Source organism: Candidatus Thiopontia autotrophica, from assembly GCF_982804495.1.
Genome location: NZ_CEYDPX010000006.1, coordinates 1 through 18,121 on the forward strand (window position 1 = coordinate 1; position 18,121 = coordinate 18,121).

Sequence of the window (18,121 nt, forward strand, 5' to 3'; positions counted from 1 at the left end):
GGTAGTGTGGGGTTTCCCCATGTGAGAGTAGGACATTACTAGGCTTATATCCCGAAAACCCGTAAAGGATCTCCTTTACGGGTTTTCTTTTGTCTGCAGGTTTGCAGGTAGCCCCATAGGATAGCTTCCTTAACAGTTGCAGGCTGGTGTTGCTGGAGCGGGCTGATTAAGACTTAACGTCCCGGTAAGCTCTGATAGAGAGTTTATTTGATGTTTCTCCATGTAAGATACAATGCCTTGGTTGATCTCTTTACAGATTAATGGGTCATTGAACAGGGCTGTTCCAACCCCTATGGCAGTGGCGCCGGCAATGATGAACTCGAGTGCATCCTCTGCACTGGAGATTCCGCCCTGACCAATAATCGGGATATTGTGATCTTTGCAGACCTGATGGACCAGATGAACCATGCGCAAGGCAACTGGTTTGATGGCGGGGCCTGATAGTCCGCCCTGGTTGTTGCCGATAACTGGCCTGCGTTTCTCGATATCAATAGACATGCCCATCAATGTATTGATTACGGCAAAGGCATCGGTTCCGGCATCTATGCAGTGCTGGGCACTGTCGGCAATATCGGTCTGATTGGGTGAGAGTTTGGTAATGAGCGGTTTGGTTGTTGCCTTTCTACAGGCCTCTACTACACGGGCAGAGACCTCTGGATCATTCCCAAATACGGCACCACCATCTTTTACATTGGGGCAGGAGATGTTGATCTCGATTGCGTCTACGGGAGAATCATCAAATAATTTTGTGATCTCTCCATACTCATCGATACTGGAGCCGGAGATATTTGCTATATATCTGGTTTCACTCAGGTCAAGTCTGGGAATGATATCCTCAATAACATGTCTGGCTCCAGGGTTTTGTAGACCAATGGAGTTGATCATTCCTCCAGGGGTCTCTATAACACGGTGTGGGGTATTCCCTAATCTTGCCTCAAGAGTTGTTCCTTTTAGACAGATCGCACCGACCTCCTGGTTGGAGTATCCAGTAATACGTGTGTACTCTTCACCAAAGCCGACACATCCAGATAGCAACACTACCGGGGTTTTCATTCTGATTCCGCAGAACTCTATTGCTAGTGATGGTTTTTCCATAATGATACTATCCAGTCGATTTAGAGATTAGATCTCAAGGAGTGTTGGTGAATATTGTTCTTTATGAGCCGGAGATTGCCCCAAATACCGGGAATATTATACGACTTTGTGCGAACACTGGGGCGCAACTTCATCTGATTCATCCTCTTGGGTTTGAGATGGATGAGAAGCGACTGCGCAGGGCCGGGTTGGATTATCTGGAGCATGCTTCGGTCATGGAGTATCAGACACTGGATTTATGTTTGCAACAGTTTGATCGCTCGAGAATTTTTGCTTCGACAACTCATGCAACGCAATCACATTTTGTGCCTGAATATAGAAGTGGAGATACTTTTCTTTTTGGACCTGAGACCAGAGGGCTGCCGGAGGAGATACGAAACAGCTTTCCACAAGGTCAGAGGATACGCATCCCCATGGTTGGAGGGAGTCGAAGCATGAACCTTTCCAATGCTGTCGCAGTTGTTCTCTATGAAGGGTTGCGTCAGACAGGTTTTTAGGGAGGCTCTGATTAAGTCAATTCGTGATCCAATCAGATCTCCCTTACAAGTTATTCTATGGGGACGATAGAGCCCTTCCCTCAAACCCCCATCCCATTAAGCTTTTTCAGAGGTTTCCTGGTTTTCTGTTTTGAGCCCTCGTTGCAGAAGATCACGTACAGCCATTTTTGGGTTCTTGTTGTTGTGAAGCACATCTGCGACCTGTTTTGTAATAGGCATTTCTATCCCCCTTGATAATGCTATCTGGTTTATATCGCGTGCCGCATCAAATCCCTCTACAGTTTGGCCAATCTCCTTGAGTGCCGCCTCTGCAGTTTTACCTTTACCAATTGCTATCCCAAATCGACGGTTTCTTGATTGGTTATCAGTACAGGTAAGCACCAGATCTCCAAGGCCACCAAGGCCCATAAAGGTTTCTGCCTTCCCACCATAGTCCGTGCCAAGCTTTATTAGTTCATGAAGGCCACGGGTAATCAGTGCTGCTCTTGAGTTGGCACCAAAGCCAAGACCATCAGCGATACCGGCCGCAATAGCCAATACATTCTTGGTGGCACCACCAATCTCAATACCAGGGATATCATTACTTGTATAGCAACGAAAAGTTTCACTATGAAACAGTTCAGCAATAGTGTGCGCATGTTCAATTTCATCTGATGCAATGGTTACGGCAGTTGGTAGTCCCTGCGCAACCTCTTTGGCAAAGGTTGGCCCAGAGAGCAGTGCTTTTTTTCTTCCACTACCAAGCTCCTCCTCAATAACCTGATGAAGAAGTTTGTGTGACTCTTTCTCTACCCCTTTGGTTGCCCAGACAACTGTAGTGTCGTCAGGAATCGTGCTCCGGATTTTTTGCAGGGTGGTTCGAAAAGCGTGACTTGGAACTGCAACAACTACTATTTCGGCAACTTCAACTGCCGAGGCGATATCTGGATTCAGAGAGAGTGACCCCGGCATCTGCACACCAGGTAGATATTGCCGGTTCTCATGGTCTCTGCTTATGGTTTTCAGATGGTCTGGTGAGTGTCCCCAGAGGGTAACATCATGGCTCTTGCGAGATAACTGTATAGCAAGAGCAGTCCCCCATGACCCTGCCCCCAGAACAGTTACCATTTTTGGTTGGCTGGATGACGACATTTGGGCTTTAGTCTGGATAGCCTTTAGTGCTTTGTCTCACTAGTGTCGGACTCCTCACGCTGTTGCATCTCTTGCTGGCGCTTTGCATAGATGGCATCAAAATTGACTGGTGCCAGTACTAGAGGAGGGAACCCACCTTTTGTTGTCAGATCAGAGATGGCCTCACGAGCATATGGGAACAGGGTGTTTGGACAGTATGAACCCAGCACATGTCCCAGAGCCCCCTCCTCAAATCCGGCAAGAGCAAATATACCTGCCTGCTGAATCTCTGCGAGAAATGCGGTCTCATCATTTACAGTAACGGTGGTGGTCATAGTGATTACGACTTCATAGAGGTTTTCACCAATTTTATGGTGCTGTGTTCCAATATTAAGATTGCTCACAGGCTCCCACTTCTCTTGAAATATGGCGGGTGATTTGGGTGACTCAAAAGAGACATCCTTCAGGTATATTTTTTGGATTTCAAAAGTTTGTTCTGTCTGTTCTTCACTCATAACTGTTCTCTTGTAGGGATTCTCGTGGTTGTATCTAAATTATTGAAATTGCCTAACCCATTGAGTCAGGCTGCTAAGGTCCATGGCTCCAGCCTGGCGGGCAATCTCCTTTCCATGCTTGAAAATTGCGAGTGTGGGGATGCTCTGAATGCCATACTGCCCCGCAATGGCCTGCTCCTGCTCCGTACTTACCTTGGCAAGACGATAGTGGGGCTGTAATTGTTTTGCTGCTTGCGAAAATACAGGAGCCATCATTTTGCATGGGCCGCACCAACTGGCCCAGAAGTCGACCACAACAGGGATATCGTTGCGTTCAATATGACGCTGAAAATTATGGGCTCCCAGATCAACTGGATTGCCATCAAACAGTGAGTTGTGACACTTGCCACATTTTCCATCAGAGACAAGTTTGGATGCAGGAAGGCGGTTGATGCCGTCACAGTGCGGGCAGACAATATGAAGGCTATCTGTCATCTGTTACCCCTCCAGCAACGGGTCAAGTTTGCCTGCCGCATTCAGTGCAGATAAATCATCAAAACCGCCCACATGGGTCTCCCCAATGAAGATCTGCGGAACCGTTTTGCGTCTACTACGCTCCTCCATTTGCGCCCACCCATCACTGTCACCATCAATAAATATTTTGGTGTACTCGGCCCCTTTTCTATCCAGAAGGGCCTCAGCCATACGGCAGTACGGGCATGTCTTGGTGCAATAAACTTCAATTTTTGGCATATATTTATATTACAGCTACAGTTATTTGTATGAGACAGGGAGGCCGGCATTTTTCCAGGAGCGAATACCACCCTTGAGATTATAGACCTTTTCAAACCCGCCTTTTTTCATCTGTGAGCAGGCAACTCCAGAGCGTTGACCAGATCTGCAGATAGCAATAACTGGATGTGTACGGTGTTTGTCCAGATCGCCAAGGCTGTTTTTGAGTTGGTTCAGGGGAATATGTGATGCCCCCTTGATCTGCCCATCTTTTGTCAGTTCATCCTTGGCGCGTACATCAAGCAACACGGTGTCATCCTCATTCATAAGGCGAATGGCGGCTTCAGGAGTGATGGATTCAAATCCACGCAACTGATCCCCATAAATATTGAAGAACAGCATAACTAGCGTCATCACAAAGGCAGCAACCAGCTCCCAGTTGTTGAATATAAAGGTTGATAGTTCTTCCATGAACATCGATCTCTTGTTTAAGTAGTTGTTATTAGGTGCTGGGGTTCTCTTCAGTCCAGCTACATGGTTTGCCGATATTCATTGCCGATAGAATTTTTTCCGGCAGGCAGAATCCGGTAAAGCCACTCTGAAACAGATTTAGTCCAACAAATGCAGTAAACCATAGCCAGCTTGGGTCCGTTGATATGGTTCCATCCAGGAACAGTGAAAGCAGGACAAAGAAGCCGGCAAGGATACGCAGGATCTGTTCTCTTGTCATTGTATTCTCCTTAAAGACAGGTTGTGTTGCAGATATAGAGCATCAGACCCCATATTATAGCCAAAATCTATATTCAGGAGTGGTAGATGGCGAGAAAATTACCGCCAGCAACAGCAGGTAAGAAACCTCTGAAAAAGCCTGATGGGATGGGGTTGTGGGGGAAGGACTCTATAGTCCCCACAGGATAACTTGTGAGGGAGATCTGATTGGGCCACAAAGTGACTTCATCAGAGCTTCCTTAACAGCGACAGAAAACCTCTTTCATCATACCGATTAGCTTGAGTGTTCTACTGTCTCCAACCATATAGAAGACCCGGTTTGCATCCTTGTATGAATCCAGAATTCCACGGTCACGCAGTGTGGACAGGTGTTGTGATATGTTGCTCTGAGATGTGCCTACTGCATCAACTATCTGCTGTACACTCAACTCATCTTTTCCCAGTACACAGAGAATCTTTAGACGAAGCGGATGTGACATTGCTTTCAGTGATCGTGATGCACGATCAATATCTTCATCATTTCCAAGCAGGTTGTCTGCCTCGTCACACTCACTGTTTTCCAGCGTTTCCACCTTACTCATTTTAGTGATTCCCCTCTATCCTTGAGTTGTTTTTTCACATCAGCCAACATCTATTCACATCTATAAAGCGTGACATTATATAATAACGAGACCAATGTCTACTTCGAGATGAATCTATTTGTATGAGTTCTAAACGCGGCCCGGTACTCCTCTGTATTCTGGACGGCTGGGGATATAGAGAGTCCTCAGACTGCAATGCAATTGTCACTGCAGATACCCCGGTATGGGATAAATTATGGGAAGAAAATCCACATGCATTGATTGCTACACATGGCGCAGAGGTTGGGTTGCCGGCAGATCAGATGGGAAACTCTGAGGTTGGTCATCTCAATCTTGGTGCAGGTCGTGTGGTCTATCAGGAGTACACCAGAATATGTCGTTCCATTCGTACCCACTCGTTTTATTCTAATCAAACACTGGTTACACCAATAGATGATGCTGTAAAGAGCGGCAGTGCCATCCATGTTGTTGGCCTGCTGTCGCCAGGTGGTGTTCATAGCCATGAAGAGCATATTCACTCTATAGTCAAAATGGCAGCAGAGCATGGTGCGGAGAAGATTTATGTACATGCATTTCTGGATGGCCGTGATACCCCACCAAAGAGTGCAGCCTCATCCATTGACAAGATGGAGGCCGTATTTGGTGAGTGCGGGGCAGGTGCTATCGTCTCTGTCATTGGGCGTCATTTCTCAATGGATAGAGACCGACGATGGAAACGGGTTGAGAAATCGTATCGCTCAATGGTTGAGGGGGTTGCCGAGTATAGAGCAGATAGCGCAATGGAGGCGCTGGAGATGGCTTACGCTCGTGGGGAGAGCGATGAATTTGTCGATGCAACAGTTATTGCAAAAGATGGGGAGTCACCCATCAAAATGGTGGATGGAGATGTCGTGCTGTTGATGAACTATCGTTCTGATCGGGCTCGTCAACTGACAGAGGCCATGATCATGGAGGAGTTCGAGGGATTTGAGCGCGAATCAAGGCCACACTTTGGCTCCATCACATCTCTCACCGAGTACAAGAAGGGGTACGGGATTCCGGTAGCTTTTCCGCCGGACAGATTGCCAAATGTTTTTGGTGAGTATATATCCAGGTTCGGACTGCATCAGTTGAGAATTGCCGAGACTGAAAAATATGCCCATATCACCTTCTTCTTTAACGGGGGCAGAGAGGAGCCATATCCGTATGAGGATCGATTGCTTATCTGTTCCCCAGATGTGGAGACCTATGATCAGCAGCCAGAGATGAGCGCATATGAGGTAACGGCACGTCTGGTAGATGAGATAAGAGGGGGCAAATATGATGTCATTATCTGTAATTTTGCCAATTCAGATATGGTTGGTCATACCGGAAAGATGGATGCGGCAGTTGAGGCGATTGAGTCACTAGACCACTGTTTGGGCAAGGTGGTAGCAGCTATTCGTGAGGCTAATGGCGATATGTTGCTGACAGCAGATCATGGTAATAGTGAAACCATGTGTGACCGTGAAACTGGCCAACCACATACCTCGCACACTATGAATCCGGTTCCACTAATTTATATAGGAGATGGTATCTCAGTTGATCGTGTCTCATCAGGCGCACTATCTGATATTGCGCCGACTATGCTACATATTTTAGGGTTGAAGGTGCCTGCCGAGATGACAGGAGAGAGTCTGTTACAAGAGTCCTGAAGATGAGACCGGCTGGTTGAGGGGGCTTATTTAGAAGAGTCAGGCTCGGTTCCGGATGTTCCATCCATCATATCCAGCTCCTCATCGAGGAGCTTTTCGCTGACCTCATCCAGAGGCTCATAACGTTTTGAAATGGGGGGTTCGTAGTGGTCCATGCGAACATTGTCCGCCATTTTCCTGGCCTTTTTGCGTGCACGTTCAGCGCGCTCAAGCTCCTCTTCTCTGTCCTCTTCTCTATCCTCTTCGGCCTCAATTCGATCAAGCTCAGCCTCCATCTCCTCCTCGGTTGGACCATCGTCTTCATCTGGCTGTGATGATGAACTGCCTCCTGATGGAGAGTTGGGTGATGGACTTTTCGGAGGAGTGCTGTCCGTAGAGCTGTTGCTATCATCATCTTTTGGCATAAAGAACTTTGAAAATATAATCCCTGCCTCAAACAGAATCCACATGGGAATTGCCAGTAGGGTTTGGGAGATCATGTCTGGCGGAGTCAACAGCATACCAATAACAAATGCGCCAACGATAACGTAGGGGCGTTTTTCACGAAGCTTGTCAGGAGTAGTAGTTCCCATCCAGACCAGCAAGATGGTAGCAATTGGAACCTCGAAGGCGACCCCAAATGCAAAGAAGAGCTTGAGCACGAAGTCCAGGTAGTCCTTCATGTCCGGCATTACCTCAACCCCCTCAGGTGCGGTGGTGGTGAGGAAGGCAAAGATCAGCGGAAATACCACATAGTAGGCAAATGCCATGCCTGTATAAAAGAGAACAGTGCTTGATGCTGCCAGCGGCATCACCATCTTGCGCTCATGCTTGTAAAGGCCTGGCGCAACAAACCCCCATACCTGATAGAGGATATAGGGAATTGCAATATAGAAAGAGAAAATCAGCGTCAGCTTGAAGGGTGTCAGAAAGGGAGAGATTACACCGGTAGCAATCATGCTCTGCCCCTCCGGGAGGAGCTCCATCAAGGGGCTGGCTACGTAGTGATAGATATCGTTGGCAAAGGCAAACAGGCCAAGAAAGACAACCAGAATAGCCATCACTATTCGTAACAGACGGTCACGCAGTTCAATCAGATGGCTGACAAATGTCTGTTCCGCAGAAATTCCTTCGGGACTACTATTGCTCATCAGTAGTACTCGTCATCACTATTGTATTTTTTTTCCGCTTTCTCTTTGGGGTCAGTTTGATCGACAGGAGCAGATGAGTCCTCAGCTTCCTGGGCTACCTCATTGGTGGCGCTTACCATCTCTTCGGTTGCCTCATGAATCTCTTTCATATCAGCTTGGGTCTCTTCAATAATGTCATGCAAACCGGCAGTAGATGCATGTTTTTCCATCACCTTCTTCATCTCTTCCGCTTTGAGTTCACGGTCAATGTCAGATTTTACTGAGCTAATAAAGCGTGAAATTTTGCCAAACCATTTTCCGGCCGTGCGTGCAAGCGCCGGCATTCGCTCTGGCCCTACTACAAGCAGAGTGACCACAGCGATAATAGTCAGTTCCCAGAATCCAATATCAAACATAGAGAGATGTCAGAAGAGAGGGGTTCCTCTCTGCTGCTACGTTAAACCTTGTCTTTCTCTTCGACCTTCTGACCTTCTATGACATCCTCTTCAGCCTGATTCAACTGCGCAGGTTCTGCAGCAGGCTCTTCGGTTTTGTCTCCATCCTTGACAGCGCTCTTGAAGCTCTTGATAGCTCCTCCAAGATCACCGCCCACATTTTTCAGTTTCTTGGTTCCAAAGATCAGGATAACCAATACCAGTACTATCAGTAACTGCCAAATTCCAATGCCTCCAACGCCCATCGTCACTACTCCCTTGTAATAAATTTAAAGAAATATCTGGTAGATAATCCTGAGATTATAATGGCTTTAGCCAAAGCCGGGGAGATTTTTACCTCCCAGCAGGTGGATATGAAGATGAAAGATCACTTGTCCTCCATCTGCACCGGTATTGATAATGGTGCGAAACCCTCCATCCAGCCCCTGTGTATGTGCCAATTCCGGTAATAGCCTAACCATTTTTGATGTCAGAGCATCATCTTCTGCTGTAAGTGTAGCCAGGCTCTCGGTATGTCTCTTTGGGATCATCAACAGATGTACATCAGCCTTCGGATAGATGTCCCTGAATACCATGATCTCATCATCCTCATAGACAATGTCCGCCGGAACCTCACCAGATACCATTTTGCAAAAAAGACAGTCGTCACTCATCTATACACTCTCCCTGGAGGCCTTCTCCTCATGGCCAGAGACACCCAGTCTCCGCTCCAGTTCAGATAAAACCTCGTCAGGTGATATGTTTTGGTGGGAGAGCAGTACCAGGCAGTGAAACCATAAATCTGCCATCTCATAGACGATTTGTGCATGATCCCCATCTTTTGCAGCAATGACAGTTTCTGTAGCCTCTTCACCAACTTTCTTCAGGATTGTGTCAATTCCCTTGTGGTAGAGACTGGAGACATAGGACTCTTGTGGATCTGCGCTCTTCCGCTCCTCCAGAATTGATGTGAGTTCGTTGAGAATATTACTCATGGGGACTCCCTGGTAATGTGCTGGTTGAGCAGCTCCTTGAGTCGGCGCAGTCCGCTGGAACGATTGTTTGTGGGTTGTTCGATAATATCACTGGCGCTGATTCCAGGCTTATCGTAGAAGCGTGCATTTGCCTCGTCATTAATGGTAAGGATAGAACCATCAAGCGCAACTCCGGCAAACAGCCCTTTACTGCGTGACCATGAGTAGATTTCTGTTCTCAGCAGGGGGTCAGTTGCAGCGGTAGTATCTCGACCAATAGGCCCGGCAGACATTGATGCGTCAACTCCCAGGGTCAATTTGCCATCCAGCAGGCTTTCAATACTGTTGGGACGCTTTATGGAAAGAATAACATCACTGGATTGGGCGCCAATCTGATACCCATAGCTGGCCCCACTCATGGAGACAAAGACAGGATTGTTCCACTCTTTATCTTTTCTGAATAGCATCACCCCATTACCGTGTCTGACTCCAACCCCAAAACCAACGCTAATCATGCCTGGGAGGATTATTACTCCATCACCTTTTTGTAATAGAGAGGACGGGATGCTCTCCTCCTCAGGGCCAACCAGCACATCTTCCAGCACCTGTATGGCAGACCAGATGGTTGCGGTCTCTTTGCCTCCTGCAATAGCCTGAAGTGGTGCCAGAATAAATGCCAAGGCAATGACCAGGGTCTTGAGTGTTCTCATTGTCGATACATCTCCTTTGGATCTTTCAGTACCGGTGCAATAGTTTTCCACTGATCTTCCTCCAGTTCACGGTAGAAACAGCTGTGACGTCCAGTGTGGCAGGCAATTCCGCCACGCTGTTCAACTGTGATCAGCACCACATCTTCATCACAATCAAGGCGTATAGAACTGACAATCTGTTGGTTCCCAGACTCCTCTCCTTTGTGCCATAAGCGTTCTCTGGAGCGTGACCAGTATACGGCATGCCCAGTTTCAGTAGTGAGTTGTAGTGACTGACGATTCATCCAGGCAAACATCAGGATATCTCCAGTTTCTGCCTCTTGAACGATAACAGGTACCAGCCCATCCTCTGTCCAGTTGATCTCATCTAGCCATTTCGTGGGATTACTCACAATCTAACCTCTATTCCCTGTTCTGCCATAAAGGCCTTTGCCTCTCCAACAGTATACTCGGCAAAATGGAATATGCTGGCTGCCAGTACGGCATCTGCGCCACCCTTGATAACTCCATCAGCCAGGTGCTGCAGGTTACCAACTCCACCAGAGGCAATGAGCGGTACAGATACTGCTTCACTTACCGCTTTGTTAAGGGGCAGATTGAACCCCTGTTTGGTTCCGTCACGGTCCATGCTGGTCAACAAGATCTCTCCAGCACCGTAATCAACCATCCTCTTCGACCACTCTATGGCATCAATTCCTGTTGCTTTGCGCCCACCATGGGTGAATATCTCCCACTTTAGAGGCTCACCTTCGGTACTGACTCTTTTGGCATCAACGGCAACTACAATACACTGCGATCCAAAACGGTCAGATGCCTCACGTACAAACTCGGGGTTGAAAACGGCGGCGGTATTTATAGCCACCTTGTCGGCACCAGCATTAAGCATACGGCGAACATCGGCCACCTCACGTATGCCCCCACCAACGGTGAGAGGGATAAAAACCTGGCTGGCCACCTGTTCTACCACATGAACAATAGTGTCACGTCCCTCATGGCTGGCGGTGATGTCAAGAAATGTTATCTCATCAGCCCCCTCATCATCATAGCGCCGAGCTACCTCAACCGGATCTCCAGCATCACGAATATCGACAAACTGAACTCCTTTAACCACACGTCCCTGATCGACATCAAGACAGGGGATAATACGTTTTGCCAGCCCCATAAAAAACCCCTAATTTTGTTGGTCAGAGTAATGTTGAGCCTCAGCAAAATCCAGAGACCCTTCATAGATCGCTCGCCCGGTTATTGCTCCCATGATGCCGTGGTCAGCAACCTTGCAGAGTGCCTTGATATCATCCATGTTGGTGATTCCTCCAGAGGCAATAATAGGTATATTGACGGAGTCGGCCAGTTTTCTGGTGGCATCCACATTGACACCTTGCATCATCCCGTCTCGACTGATATCGGTGTAGACGATAGAGGATACCCCGTCAGATTCAAAGGATTTGGCAACATCGGTTGCGTCCTGATCAGAGACCTCGGCCCAGCCATTTATTGCAACCTTACCGTCCTTGGCATCTATGCCCACAATTACGTGACCAGAAAATTCACTGCAAAGATCTCGAATAAAGGATGGGTCGGTAATCGCTTTGGTGCCAATAATTACATACTCTACGCCGGCATCAATATAGGTTTGGACTGTCTCATGGGTACGGATACCGCCACCAATCTGAATTGGAAGATTGGGATAGGCAGCAGCAATGGCATGGACTACTCCCGCATTTTTTGGTTCACCATCAAATGCACCATTAAGGTCAACAAGATGGAGACGACGAGCCCCCTGTTCAACCCACTGGGCAGCCATGGCAACTGGATCATCAGAGAATATGGTCTCATCCTCCATGATGCCCTGACGAAGGCGCACACATTTTCCATCCTTTAGATCGATGGCAGGAATGATAATCATAGGTTCATTAGGCATTATGGTTGTCCATTCCAATCAGTGAAATTTTTCAATAATTGCAGGCCGGCATGTTGGCTCTTTTCTGGGTGAAATTGTGTAGCAAACAGGTTGTCTCGGTAGAGTGCACATGCAAAATCAAATCCATAATGGGTGGTTGCAGCAGTCTCATCACTGTTGCCGGGTTCTGCATAGTAACTGTGCACAAAGTAGAAGCGGCTCTTGTCCTCAATCGTGGACCACATTGGGTGATCTATGCTCTGTTTTACCTGATTCCAGCCCATATGTGGAATCTTTAACCTCTCGCTGCCTGTGTCGCTCTTTTCCATTAGAGGGTCAGGAAACTGTTTTACCTCTCCACTGATAATGCCGAGCCCATTGGTGCCACCATTCTCTTCACTTTGTTCAAGCAGAAGCTGCATCCCCAGGCAGATACCAAAAAATGGACGGTCTATGGCAACATCACGCACAACTTGAGACAGACCTCTCTTCTCAAGTTCATCCATACAGTCACGCATTGCGCCAACACCTGGAAATACTACCCGGTCTGCAGAAAGTATTGTCTCGGCATTATCAGTTACAACCACATTGAGGTCAGGCGCAACATGCTCCAACGCCTTGGAGACCGAGCGCAGGTTTCCCATACCGTAGTCAATTACGGCCAGAGTGGACACTTTAGAGCGAGCCTTTGGTGGAGGGCAGTTGCCCTTTCATCCGCTCGTCAGCTTCCACAGCCATCCGAATAGCACGTCCGAACGCCTTGAAGATTGTCTCGGCAATGTGATGGCTATTTCTGCCTCTGATTACATCGATGTGTAGAGTAGCCTCCGCATGATTAGTAAAGCCCTGGAAGAACTCAAAAAATAATTCGGTATCAAATTCCCCTACTGTTGTGCTGGGAAATGTGGCATTGAACTCAACTCCTGGTCGACCAGAAAAGTCTATGACCACCCGGGAAAGCGCCTCATCCAGGGGAACATATGCATGGCCGTAACGGCGAATTCCTTTTTTATCTCCAAGAGCCTGGTTGACTGCCTGACCAATAGATATTCCGATGTCCTCAACTGTGTGGTGTCCATCAATATGTAGATCACCAGACGCATTGATTTCCAGGTCAATCACACCATGACGGGCAACTTGATCCAGCATGTGTTCCAGAAATGGGACACCAGTGTTGAGTTTTGCAGAGCCGCTTCCATCCAGATCAACAGAGACCTCAATCTGGGTCTCCAGGGTGTCGCGTTTGATATTGGCAATACGGTTAGTCATGGGAAGTTAAATGTTTCTTGCGTTAAGGGTTTATTTGTAAGGCTATAGAATAACCGGTTATTGCCCCAGTTTGAACAGTTTGAGAGCGTAGTTACAGAAAAATAGGGGGTTTTTTGATAAACCATGTTGGTAATAGTCGTAATATAGCGGAAATTGATCAAGATCAACAAAATTGCTGAATAAACCCTGTAGTATCAATGTATTCATTATCTTTTGGAAAATAGTCGAGATGGTCGTAAAAAAAACACCGGCAGTGCTTTGTCCACAATGTGAGCTGAATGATGTCTGTCAGCAATATGGTGTAGCTGATACAAATGATGCAGTTGTGCTGGGCGAGGTTACTCCCCAACAGAATGTGGAGAAAGGGGACGTTATTTGTCGGTCAGGTGATAATTTTGACTACCTCTATGCAGTTCATTCGGGTGCATTCAAGAGCATGGTCACTCTGCCTGGTGGTGAGGAGCGAATTACAGGTTTCTATTTTGCGGGGGAGATTATTGGTTCGGAAGGGGTTAGTACAGGACAGTATGGGAGAACAGTGGTTGCACTGCAGGATAGCCAGTTATGTTATTTCCCGGAGATATCTTTCTCTCCAGATGATGCAGCTCACAAGATGATTCGCCAGGGGCTGCTGGTTGCAATGAGTCATCAGGTAAAAAATGAGCAGTGGACAGGTCTGATGGCGGCACATCGTGCAGAACAGAGGGTAGCAATTTTTCTCTACATGGTATCCAGGCGGCTGGAATTCCATGGTTTTTCAGCAATAGAGTTCCGTCTGCCAATGTCGCGAGATGAGATTGCCAGTCATCTCGGGTTGGCGGTAGAGACTGTTAGCAGATCGTTCCAAAAGCTCAAGAATGCTGGTCTTATCCAGGTTAGCGGCAGAAATCTGGTGCTCGAAGATCGAGATGCTCTACAGCTATTTTCCTGAATGTAGCATAAAGGTTACAGGGCCATCATTTACTAGTGAAACCTGCATGTCAGCACCAAATTCGCCCTGTGCTACTGTGGGGTGTTGTTCTCTTGCTGAGGTGACAAGTTGTTGAAACAGGTGTTTCCCCATGTCTGGGGGGGCTGCGGCCGAGAATCCTGGCCTCATACCATTTTTTGTGTCGGCAGCCAGAGTAAATTGCGGCACCAGCAGTAGTCCACCACCGGTTTGTTGAAGGGAGAGGTTCATCTTGCCCTCACTATCAGAAAAGATACGGTAGCCAAGAATTTTTCTCAGGAGATAGTTTAGCTCTATCTCACTATCATTCTGTTCCACCCCAACCAGAACAAGAAGGCCGCCACCAATCCCTCCAATACATTTACCCTCTACAGAAACGGACGCACTGGATACCCGTTGAAGCAACGCTATCATCTCATGAAGGGCATCATCAGTTTTTCTGGTTCGCTAAATTGGTTAATATCATAGGCCATACGCCCCATATTCTGGTTCATTGTAGACATGGAGCCATTCATCTGATTGATGTCCGAGCTCATTCCAATGATTGCACCAGACATCTCCTCAATATTTTCTGACATTCCATTGATGCGCCCTGACATGCTGCCAATATTGCGATTAAGTTGATGCATGTCCTTGCTCATATTATCCATGTTTCCCGACATGGACTGCATGCCAATGCGCACCTGTTTGAAATCCTCAGACATGGCGGCCTGTCCCTCTTCCATACTTCGAGCCATGGTGGACATCCTGGTACGCATATCCCGCATATCTTCTGCCATACTGGTGACGTCCAGGCTCATCTGAATTACTGCGCCAGTCATCTGGTGCATATTCAGCCCCATGCTGAACATGAATAGCGCCATGCCACCACCGGCTATAGCGCCTATAGAGAGCATTTTAGAGGGTATTGTCTTTAGGCTGGCACTGTCTGGAGCTGTGTGATTGTGGTCTGGTTCACTCATTTATCTCCCCCGGTCTTGCTGTCAGCACTGTTCCCATGGAAGACCGCGAAATCTCCAGCCACCCACGCTGCTTCGTTGATGATCCTCATCAAGCTCTCCCTCAAAACCCTCGTCAATATTGAAGACCTGGTTAAATCCATCCTCAATAAGCTTCTTGCCGGCCTCAAGAGAGCGTTTGCCACTACGACATATCAGGATAATGGGTACCCCTGACGGATCGCTGTTTCCATGTATGCCACCCAATAACAGTTTTCTGAGATCAACAGAAAAGTTCTGATTGATAGTCCAGTCAGGCTCATCAATCCACGGAATATGGACTGCTCCAACAGGGTGTCCTACAAAGAGGAATTCCATGCTTGAGCGTACATCAATCAATAAAGTGCGCGGATCATCCTGTACCATCTGCCAGGCAGCATTGGGAGAGATCGAATTGATTTCATTGGTAGCCATATCGCCAGTCGCCGGTTATTCAAGGAAGGTCTGATCAAGTCGCTTAGTGACCTAACCAGATCTCCTTTACAGGTTATCCTATGGGGACTATAGAGCCCTTCCCCCAAACCCCCATTCCATTAAGCTTTTTCAGAGGTTCCTTAACCTGAGTCATCTAGTAATCTAGTGTAGAGTACACGATATTTAAGAATGGTCATAGAGTAAAAAATGGGAAGAAATATTGATGCTCCGAAACCACCCAAAACACTTTTAAGGCAGGTTGGGAGGGCGATTGCAGATTACAAGATGATCAGGGATGGTGACCGGATTATGCTGGGACTTTCCGGAGGAAAGGACTCGCTCTCTCTTCTCCATATTTTGCTTCATATGCAGCGCCATGCACCTATCAATTTTGATATAGCGGCAATGACAGTGGATCCGGAGATGGAGAGTTTTGATCCGGCAGTATTGGGCCCATATCTTGAGTCCATGGGGGTTGAGTGGTTATTGGTATCACAGCCAATCATGGAGCAGGCTGAGGGCCATATGAAGGGGGACTCATTCTGTTCCTGGTGTGCCAGAATGAAGCGTGGGGTGATGTATACCACGATGAGAAAGGAGGGCTACAATGTACTGGCTCTGGCGCAGCACCTGGATGATTTGGCTGAAAGTTTTCTGATGTCAGCTTTTCATGAAGGGCGACTAAATACAATGAAGGCACACTATACGGTTGCAGCGGATGATCTGCGAGTGATTCGGCCGCTGGTATATGCGCGGGAGAGACAGCTGCAGGACTTTGCAGACGAGGCCAGACTACCAATCGTGAATGAGAATTGTCCGGCCTGTTATACAAAACCAACCCAGAGGGCACATATGAAGAGGTTGCTGGCAGATGAAGAGGAGAGCAATCCAGGCCTTATGAAAACCCTGCTCTCAACAATGCGTCCATTAATGGCGAAAGATCACGCTTAGGGTAGCCAGTACATGGACGCAAGGTGGAATAGAGGGTTACTTTTTCCAGAATGCGGGAGAAAAGAGAACCAGGATACTGAAAATCTCCAGTCGCCCGATTAGCATGGAAAAACTGAGAATCCCTTTTGCACTGTCACTGATCTCCCCGTAGTGGGCTCCTACATCCCCAAGTCCAGGCCCAAGATTATTCATGCAGGCGGCCAGGGCAGAAAAGGCGGTAACCTGATCCAGTCCAGTTGCCATTAATAGAATAAGCATAATGCTGAAGCTGGCCACATAAAGAGAGAAGAACCCCCATACTGCGGTGATTACACTCTCTGGAATGGATTTATTTCCAATCTTGACAGGAATTTGTGCATTAGGGTGAATCAAACGGGCAATCTCCCGTATCCCTTGTCGAAAAAGCATCAGGAAGCGAATCACCTTCATGCCGCCTCCAGTTGAACCGGCACAACCACCTATAAAACTGGCAAAAATAAGCAGGAGCGGCAGAAAGCTTGGCCATACATGAAATTGTGTTGTGGTAAATCCTGTGGTCGTGCCAATTGAGACGGCCTGAAAAATACCGTGCCAGATAGCCTCACCGCTATCCTCAAAGATTCCGGAAGATACCAGGAAGAGAGATGTAATGGCTGCAACTGAGGCAAGTATTGTGATGTAGGTGCGGAACTCCGAATCCTGCAGATATGGTTTAATAGTAAAGCGACTCAAGGCAAGAAAGTGGAGTGAGAAGTTGATGCCTGAGAGCAGCATAAAGAGCAGTGCAATGCTCTCAATGAGTCTGCTATCAAACCACCCAATACTTGCATCATGAGTTGAAAATCCTCCAATGGCTACTGTCGAAAAGCTGTGGGCAATCGCATCAAAAGGGGTCATCCCGGCAAGCCAATAGGCAGTACCGCAGGCAATAGTCAGACCCAGATAGATAAACCAGAGTGCTTTGGCTGTTTGAGTAATACGGGGGGTAAGTTTGTTATCTTTGATGGGCCCCGGAGTCTCTGCACGATACAGCTGCATCCCACCAATCCCCAGCATTGGCAGAATGGCTACAGCCAGTACAATGATTCCCATGCCACCAAACCATTGGAGCTGTTGTCTATAGTAGAGAATTGAAGGGGGCAGAGAGTCAATATTGGTGATAACCGTTGCGCCAGTTGTGGTTAATCCGGAAAGTGATTCAAACAACGCATCCATGATGCTCATGTGTGGTGTTGTTCCCAGGGCAAAGGGGAGTGCTCCAGAGAGACCAAGCACAGCCCAGAACAGTACAACGACCAGAAAACCATCGCGTATACGCAACTCTTTTTTGATGCCGCGGACAGGGTTCCAAATCATAAAACCACTAACTACAGTAATCGTTAGCGCAAGAAGAAATGGAAAAAATGCACCATCCTGGTATAGCATTGAGACCACCATTGGAGGGATCATGCTTAGGCTGAATATCATCAGCAATAGCCCAAGAATTCTCTGGATAACCTGAGGTTGCATTACTAGTTCAGTAC

27 protein-coding genes are annotated in these 18,121 nt (G+C 47.6%); 4 read left to right on the plus strand and 23 right to left on the minus strand.

Annotation, left to right across the window (positions count from 1 at the left end; genetic code table 11):
• Positions 1 to 129 precede the first annotated feature (129 nt).
• Positions 130 to 1,095: a dihydroorotate dehydrogenase gene (locus AC3ZFK_RS03140; protein ID WP_487506363.1), complete on the minus strand. Its 966-nt coding sequence runs from the start codon at positions 1,093 to 1,095 to the stop codon at positions 130 to 132.
• A gap of 44 nt (positions 1,096 to 1,139) precedes the next feature.
• Here AC3ZFK_RS03140 and AC3ZFK_RS03145 point away from each other — a divergent pair, with 44 nt between their 5' ends.
• Positions 1,140 to 1,592: a tRNA (cytidine(34)-2'-O)-methyltransferase gene (locus tag AC3ZFK_RS03145; protein WP_487506435.1), complete on the plus strand. Its 453-nt coding sequence runs from the start codon at positions 1,140 to 1,142 to the stop codon at positions 1,590 to 1,592.
• Positions 1,593 to 1,688: 96 nt separating this feature from the next.
• On the opposite strand, the gene AC3ZFK_RS03150 is transcribed toward AC3ZFK_RS03145, so the two are convergent.
• From AC3ZFK_RS03150 to AC3ZFK_RS03180, 7 genes are all read right to left on the minus strand, one after another.
• Positions 1,689 to 2,723 (minus strand): NAD(P)H-dependent glycerol-3-phosphate dehydrogenase, encoded by a 1,035-nt coding sequence (locus AC3ZFK_RS03150; RefSeq protein ID WP_487506364.1) that lies wholly within the window; start codon positions 2,721 to 2,723, stop codon positions 1,689 to 1,691.
• A 23-nt stretch (positions 2,724 to 2,746) separates the two neighbouring features.
• Positions 2,747 to 3,217, minus strand: a complete 471-nt coding sequence (secB, locus tag AC3ZFK_RS03155; RefSeq protein WP_487506365.1) for a protein-export chaperone SecB — start codon at positions 3,215 to 3,217, stop codon at positions 2,747 to 2,749.
• A gap of 39 nt (positions 3,218 to 3,256) precedes the next feature.
• Positions 3,257 to 3,691, minus strand: coding sequence for a thioredoxin TrxC (gene trxC / locus AC3ZFK_RS03160; protein ID WP_487506366.1), 435 nt, complete (start codon positions 3,689 to 3,691; stop codon positions 3,257 to 3,259).
• Positions 3,692 to 3,694: 3 nt separating this feature from the next.
• Positions 3,695 to 3,949 (minus strand): glutaredoxin 3, encoded by a 255-nt coding sequence (grxC, locus tag AC3ZFK_RS03165; RefSeq protein WP_487506367.1) that lies wholly within the window; start codon positions 3,947 to 3,949, stop codon positions 3,695 to 3,697.
• 21 nt (positions 3,950 to 3,970) lie between these two features.
• A complete protein-coding gene (locus AC3ZFK_RS03170) occupies positions 3,971 to 4,399 on the minus strand; it encodes a rhodanese-like domain-containing protein (RefSeq protein ID WP_487506368.1) in 429 nt (142 codons plus the stop codon).
• A gap of 31 nt (positions 4,400 to 4,430) precedes the next feature.
• Positions 4,431 to 4,658: a YgaP family membrane protein gene (locus tag AC3ZFK_RS03175; RefSeq protein WP_487506369.1), complete on the minus strand. Its 228-nt coding sequence runs from the start codon at positions 4,656 to 4,658 to the stop codon at positions 4,431 to 4,433.
• A gap of 238 nt (positions 4,659 to 4,896) precedes the next feature.
• The gene (locus AC3ZFK_RS03180) at positions 4,897 to 5,238 is read right to left on the minus strand and encodes an ArsR/SmtB family transcription factor (RefSeq protein WP_487506370.1); all 342 of its coding nucleotides are present in this window, start codon (positions 5,236 to 5,238) and stop codon (positions 4,897 to 4,899) included.
• Positions 5,239 to 5,360: 122 nt separating this feature from the next.
• On the opposite strand from AC3ZFK_RS03180, the gene gpmI reads away from it, so the two are divergent.
• Complete coding sequence (gpmI, locus tag AC3ZFK_RS03185) at positions 5,361 to 6,911, plus strand: 2,3-bisphosphoglycerate-independent phosphoglycerate mutase (RefSeq protein ID WP_487506371.1); 1,551 nt, start codon at positions 5,361 to 5,363, stop codon at positions 6,909 to 6,911.
• A 26-nt stretch (positions 6,912 to 6,937) separates the two neighbouring features.
• On the opposite strand, the gene tatC is transcribed toward gpmI, so the two are convergent.
• The 11 genes from tatC to hisB form a co-directional block, all read right to left on the minus strand.
• Positions 6,938 to 8,041 (minus strand): twin-arginine translocase subunit TatC, encoded by a 1,104-nt coding sequence (gene tatC / locus AC3ZFK_RS03190; RefSeq protein ID WP_487541376.1) that lies wholly within the window; start codon positions 8,039 to 8,041, stop codon positions 6,938 to 6,940.
• Entirely contained in the window at positions 8,041 to 8,436 is a 396-nt protein-coding gene (gene tatB / locus AC3ZFK_RS03195) for a Sec-independent protein translocase protein TatB (RefSeq protein ID WP_487506374.1), read from the minus strand. Before tatB ends, tatC begins: the two co-directional genes overlap by 1 nt.
• 41 nt (positions 8,437 to 8,477) lie before the next feature.
• A complete protein-coding gene (gene tatA / locus AC3ZFK_RS03200; RefSeq protein WP_487506436.1) occupies positions 8,478 to 8,720 on the minus strand; it encodes a Sec-independent protein translocase subunit TatA in 243 nt (80 codons plus the stop codon).
• Positions 8,721 to 8,786: 66 nt separating this feature from the next.
• Entirely contained in the window at positions 8,787 to 9,128 is a 342-nt protein-coding gene (locus tag AC3ZFK_RS03205; protein WP_487506375.1) for a histidine triad nucleotide-binding protein, read from the minus strand.
• Positions 9,129 to 9,449: a phosphoribosyl-ATP diphosphatase gene (locus AC3ZFK_RS03210; protein WP_487506376.1), complete on the minus strand. Its 321-nt coding sequence runs from the start codon at positions 9,447 to 9,449 to the stop codon at positions 9,129 to 9,131.
• Positions 9,446 to 10,138, minus strand: coding sequence for a lipid-binding SYLF domain-containing protein (locus AC3ZFK_RS03215; protein ID WP_487506377.1), 693 nt, complete (start codon positions 10,136 to 10,138; stop codon positions 9,446 to 9,448). The genes AC3ZFK_RS03210 and AC3ZFK_RS03215 overlap by 4 nt, the downstream gene beginning before the upstream one ends.
• On the minus strand, positions 10,135 to 10,530 hold the full coding sequence (gene hisI / locus AC3ZFK_RS03220; RefSeq protein WP_487506378.1) for a phosphoribosyl-AMP cyclohydrolase: 396 nt from the start codon (positions 10,528 to 10,530) through the stop codon (positions 10,135 to 10,137). The genes AC3ZFK_RS03215 and hisI overlap by 4 nt, the downstream gene beginning before the upstream one ends.
• The gene (hisF, locus tag AC3ZFK_RS03225) at positions 10,527 to 11,300 is read right to left on the minus strand and encodes an imidazole glycerol phosphate synthase subunit HisF (protein WP_487506379.1); all 774 of its coding nucleotides are present in this window, start codon (positions 11,298 to 11,300) and stop codon (positions 10,527 to 10,529) included. The genes hisI and hisF overlap by 4 nt, the downstream gene beginning before the upstream one ends.
• Before the next feature lie 9 nt (positions 11,301 to 11,309).
• Complete coding sequence (hisA, locus tag AC3ZFK_RS03230; RefSeq protein ID WP_487506437.1) at positions 11,310 to 12,044, minus strand: 1-(5-phosphoribosyl)-5-[(5-phosphoribosylamino)methylideneamino]imidazole-4-carboxamide isomerase; 735 nt, start codon at positions 12,042 to 12,044, stop codon at positions 11,310 to 11,312.
• Positions 12,045 to 12,058: 14 nt separating this feature from the next.
• A complete protein-coding gene (gene hisH, locus AC3ZFK_RS03235) occupies positions 12,059 to 12,712 on the minus strand; it encodes an imidazole glycerol phosphate synthase subunit HisH (RefSeq protein WP_487506380.1) in 654 nt (217 codons plus the stop codon).
• Position 12,713: 1 nt separating this feature from the next.
• Positions 12,714 to 13,307: an imidazoleglycerol-phosphate dehydratase HisB gene (hisB, locus tag AC3ZFK_RS03240; protein WP_487506381.1), complete on the minus strand. Its 594-nt coding sequence runs from the start codon at positions 13,305 to 13,307 to the stop codon at positions 12,714 to 12,716.
• A gap of 229 nt (positions 13,308 to 13,536) precedes the next feature.
• Between hisB and AC3ZFK_RS03245 the strand changes: the two genes are divergently transcribed.
• A complete protein-coding gene (locus tag AC3ZFK_RS03245) occupies positions 13,537 to 14,238 on the plus strand; it encodes a helix-turn-helix domain-containing protein (RefSeq protein ID WP_487506382.1) in 702 nt (233 codons plus the stop codon).
• Here the strand turns inward: AC3ZFK_RS03245 and dtd are convergent.
• From dtd to AC3ZFK_RS03260, 3 genes are read right to left on the minus strand one after another with little or no spacing between them, the layout of a single operon-like run.
• A complete protein-coding gene (dtd, locus tag AC3ZFK_RS03250; RefSeq protein ID WP_487506383.1) occupies positions 14,227 to 14,670 on the minus strand; it encodes a D-aminoacyl-tRNA deacylase in 444 nt (147 codons plus the stop codon). The two genes, AC3ZFK_RS03245 and dtd, sit on opposite strands and share 12 nt — an antisense overlap.
• Positions 14,667 to 15,218: an LPXTG cell wall surface anchor family - like protein gene (locus AC3ZFK_RS03255; RefSeq protein WP_487506384.1), complete on the minus strand. Its 552-nt coding sequence runs from the start codon at positions 15,216 to 15,218 to the stop codon at positions 14,667 to 14,669. The genes dtd and AC3ZFK_RS03255 overlap by 4 nt, the downstream gene beginning before the upstream one ends.
• 21 nt (positions 15,219 to 15,239) lie before the next feature.
• The gene (locus tag AC3ZFK_RS03260) at positions 15,240 to 15,668 is read right to left on the minus strand and encodes a rhodanese-like domain-containing protein (RefSeq protein WP_487506385.1); all 429 of its coding nucleotides are present in this window, start codon (positions 15,666 to 15,668) and stop codon (positions 15,240 to 15,242) included.
• Between the two features lie 207 nt (positions 15,669 to 15,875).
• Between AC3ZFK_RS03260 and AC3ZFK_RS03265 the strand changes: the two genes are divergently transcribed.
• Entirely contained in the window at positions 15,876 to 16,619 is a 744-nt protein-coding gene (locus AC3ZFK_RS03265) for a PP-loop family protein (protein ID WP_487506386.1), read from the plus strand.
• A gap of 36 nt (positions 16,620 to 16,655) precedes the next feature.
• On the opposite strand, the gene AC3ZFK_RS03270 is transcribed toward AC3ZFK_RS03265, so the two are convergent.
• Positions 16,656 to 18,107 carry a TrkH family potassium uptake protein gene (locus AC3ZFK_RS03270; protein ID WP_487506387.1) on the minus strand — a complete coding sequence of 484 codons (1,452 nt, stop codon included), beginning with the start codon at positions 18,105 to 18,107 and terminating at the stop codon, positions 16,656 to 16,658.
• Positions 18,108 to 18,121: the final 14 nt, after the last annotated feature.

Excerpts from the sequence above, each read along its gene's own strand:
- AC3ZFK_RS03140 (WP_487506363.1), bottom strand. The coding sequence starts at position 1,095 with ATGGAAAAACCATCACTAGCAATAGAGTTCTGCGGAATCAGAATGAAA.
- AC3ZFK_RS03150 (WP_487506364.1), bottom strand. The coding sequence starts at position 2,723 with ATGTCGTCATCCAGCCAACCAAAAATGGTAACTGTTCTGGGGGCAGGG.
- secB (WP_487506365.1), bottom strand. The coding sequence starts at position 3,217 with ATGAGTGAAGAACAGACAGAACAAACTTTTGAAATCCAAAAAATATAC.
- trxC (WP_487506366.1), bottom strand. The coding sequence starts at position 3,691 with ATGACAGATAGCCTTCATATTGTCTGCCCGCACTGTGACGGCATCAAC.
- grxC (WP_487506367.1), bottom strand. The coding sequence starts at position 3,949 with ATGCCAAAAATTGAAGTTTATTGCACCAAGACATGCCCGTACTGCCGT.
- AC3ZFK_RS03170 (WP_487506368.1), bottom strand. The coding sequence starts at position 4,399 with ATGGAAGAACTATCAACCTTTATATTCAACAACTGGGAGCTGGTTGCT.
- AC3ZFK_RS03175 (WP_487506369.1), bottom strand. The coding sequence starts at position 4,658 with ATGACAAGAGAACAGATCCTGCGTATCCTTGCCGGCTTCTTTGTCCTG.
- AC3ZFK_RS03180 (WP_487506370.1), bottom strand. The coding sequence starts at position 5,238 with ATGAGTAAGGTGGAAACGCTGGAAAACAGTGAGTGTGACGAGGCAGAC.
- gpmI (WP_487506371.1), top strand. The coding sequence starts at position 5,361 with ATGAGTTCTAAACGCGGCCCGGTACTCCTCTGTATTCTGGACGGCTGG.
- tatC (WP_487541376.1), bottom strand. The coding sequence starts at position 8,041 with ATGAGCAATAGTAGTCCCGAAGGAATTTCTGCGGAACAGACATTTGTC.
- tatB (WP_487506374.1), bottom strand. The coding sequence starts at position 8,436 with ATGTTTGATATTGGATTCTGGGAACTGACTATTATCGCTGTGGTCACT.
- tatA (WP_487506436.1), bottom strand. The coding sequence starts at position 8,720 with ATGGGCGTTGGAGGCATTGGAATTTGGCAGTTACTGATAGTACTGGTA.
- AC3ZFK_RS03205 (WP_487506375.1), bottom strand. The coding sequence starts at position 9,128 with ATGAGTGACGACTGTCTTTTTTGCAAAATGGTATCTGGTGAGGTTCCG.
- AC3ZFK_RS03210 (WP_487506376.1), bottom strand. The coding sequence starts at position 9,449 with ATGAGTAATATTCTCAACGAACTCACATCAATTCTGGAGGAGCGGAAG.
- AC3ZFK_RS03215 (WP_487506377.1), bottom strand. The coding sequence starts at position 10,138 with ATGAGAACACTCAAGACCCTGGTCATTGCCTTGGCATTTATTCTGGCA.
- hisF (WP_487506379.1), bottom strand. The coding sequence starts at position 11,300 with ATGGGGCTGGCAAAACGTATTATCCCCTGTCTTGATGTCGATCAGGGA.
- hisA (WP_487506437.1), bottom strand. The coding sequence starts at position 12,044 with ATGATTATCATTCCTGCCATCGATCTAAAGGATGGAAAATGTGTGCGC.
- hisB (WP_487506381.1), bottom strand. The coding sequence starts at position 13,307 with ATGACTAACCGTATTGCCAATATCAAACGCGACACCCTGGAGACCCAG.
- AC3ZFK_RS03245 (WP_487506382.1), top strand. The coding sequence starts at position 13,537 with ATGGTCGTAAAAAAAACACCGGCAGTGCTTTGTCCACAATGTGAGCTG.
- dtd (WP_487506383.1), bottom strand. The coding sequence starts at position 14,670 with ATGATAGCGTTGCTTCAACGGGTATCCAGTGCGTCCGTTTCTGTAGAG.
- AC3ZFK_RS03255 (WP_487506384.1), bottom strand. The coding sequence starts at position 15,218 with ATGAGTGAACCAGACCACAATCACACAGCTCCAGACAGTGCCAGCCTA.
- AC3ZFK_RS03260 (WP_487506385.1), bottom strand. The coding sequence starts at position 15,668 with ATGGCTACCAATGAAATCAATTCGATCTCTCCCAATGCTGCCTGGCAG.
- AC3ZFK_RS03265 (WP_487506386.1), top strand. The coding sequence starts at position 15,876 with ATGGGAAGAAATATTGATGCTCCGAAACCACCCAAAACACTTTTAAGG.
- AC3ZFK_RS03270 (WP_487506387.1), bottom strand. The coding sequence starts at position 18,107 with ATGCAACCTCAGGTTATCCAGAGAATTCTTGGGCTATTGCTGATGATA.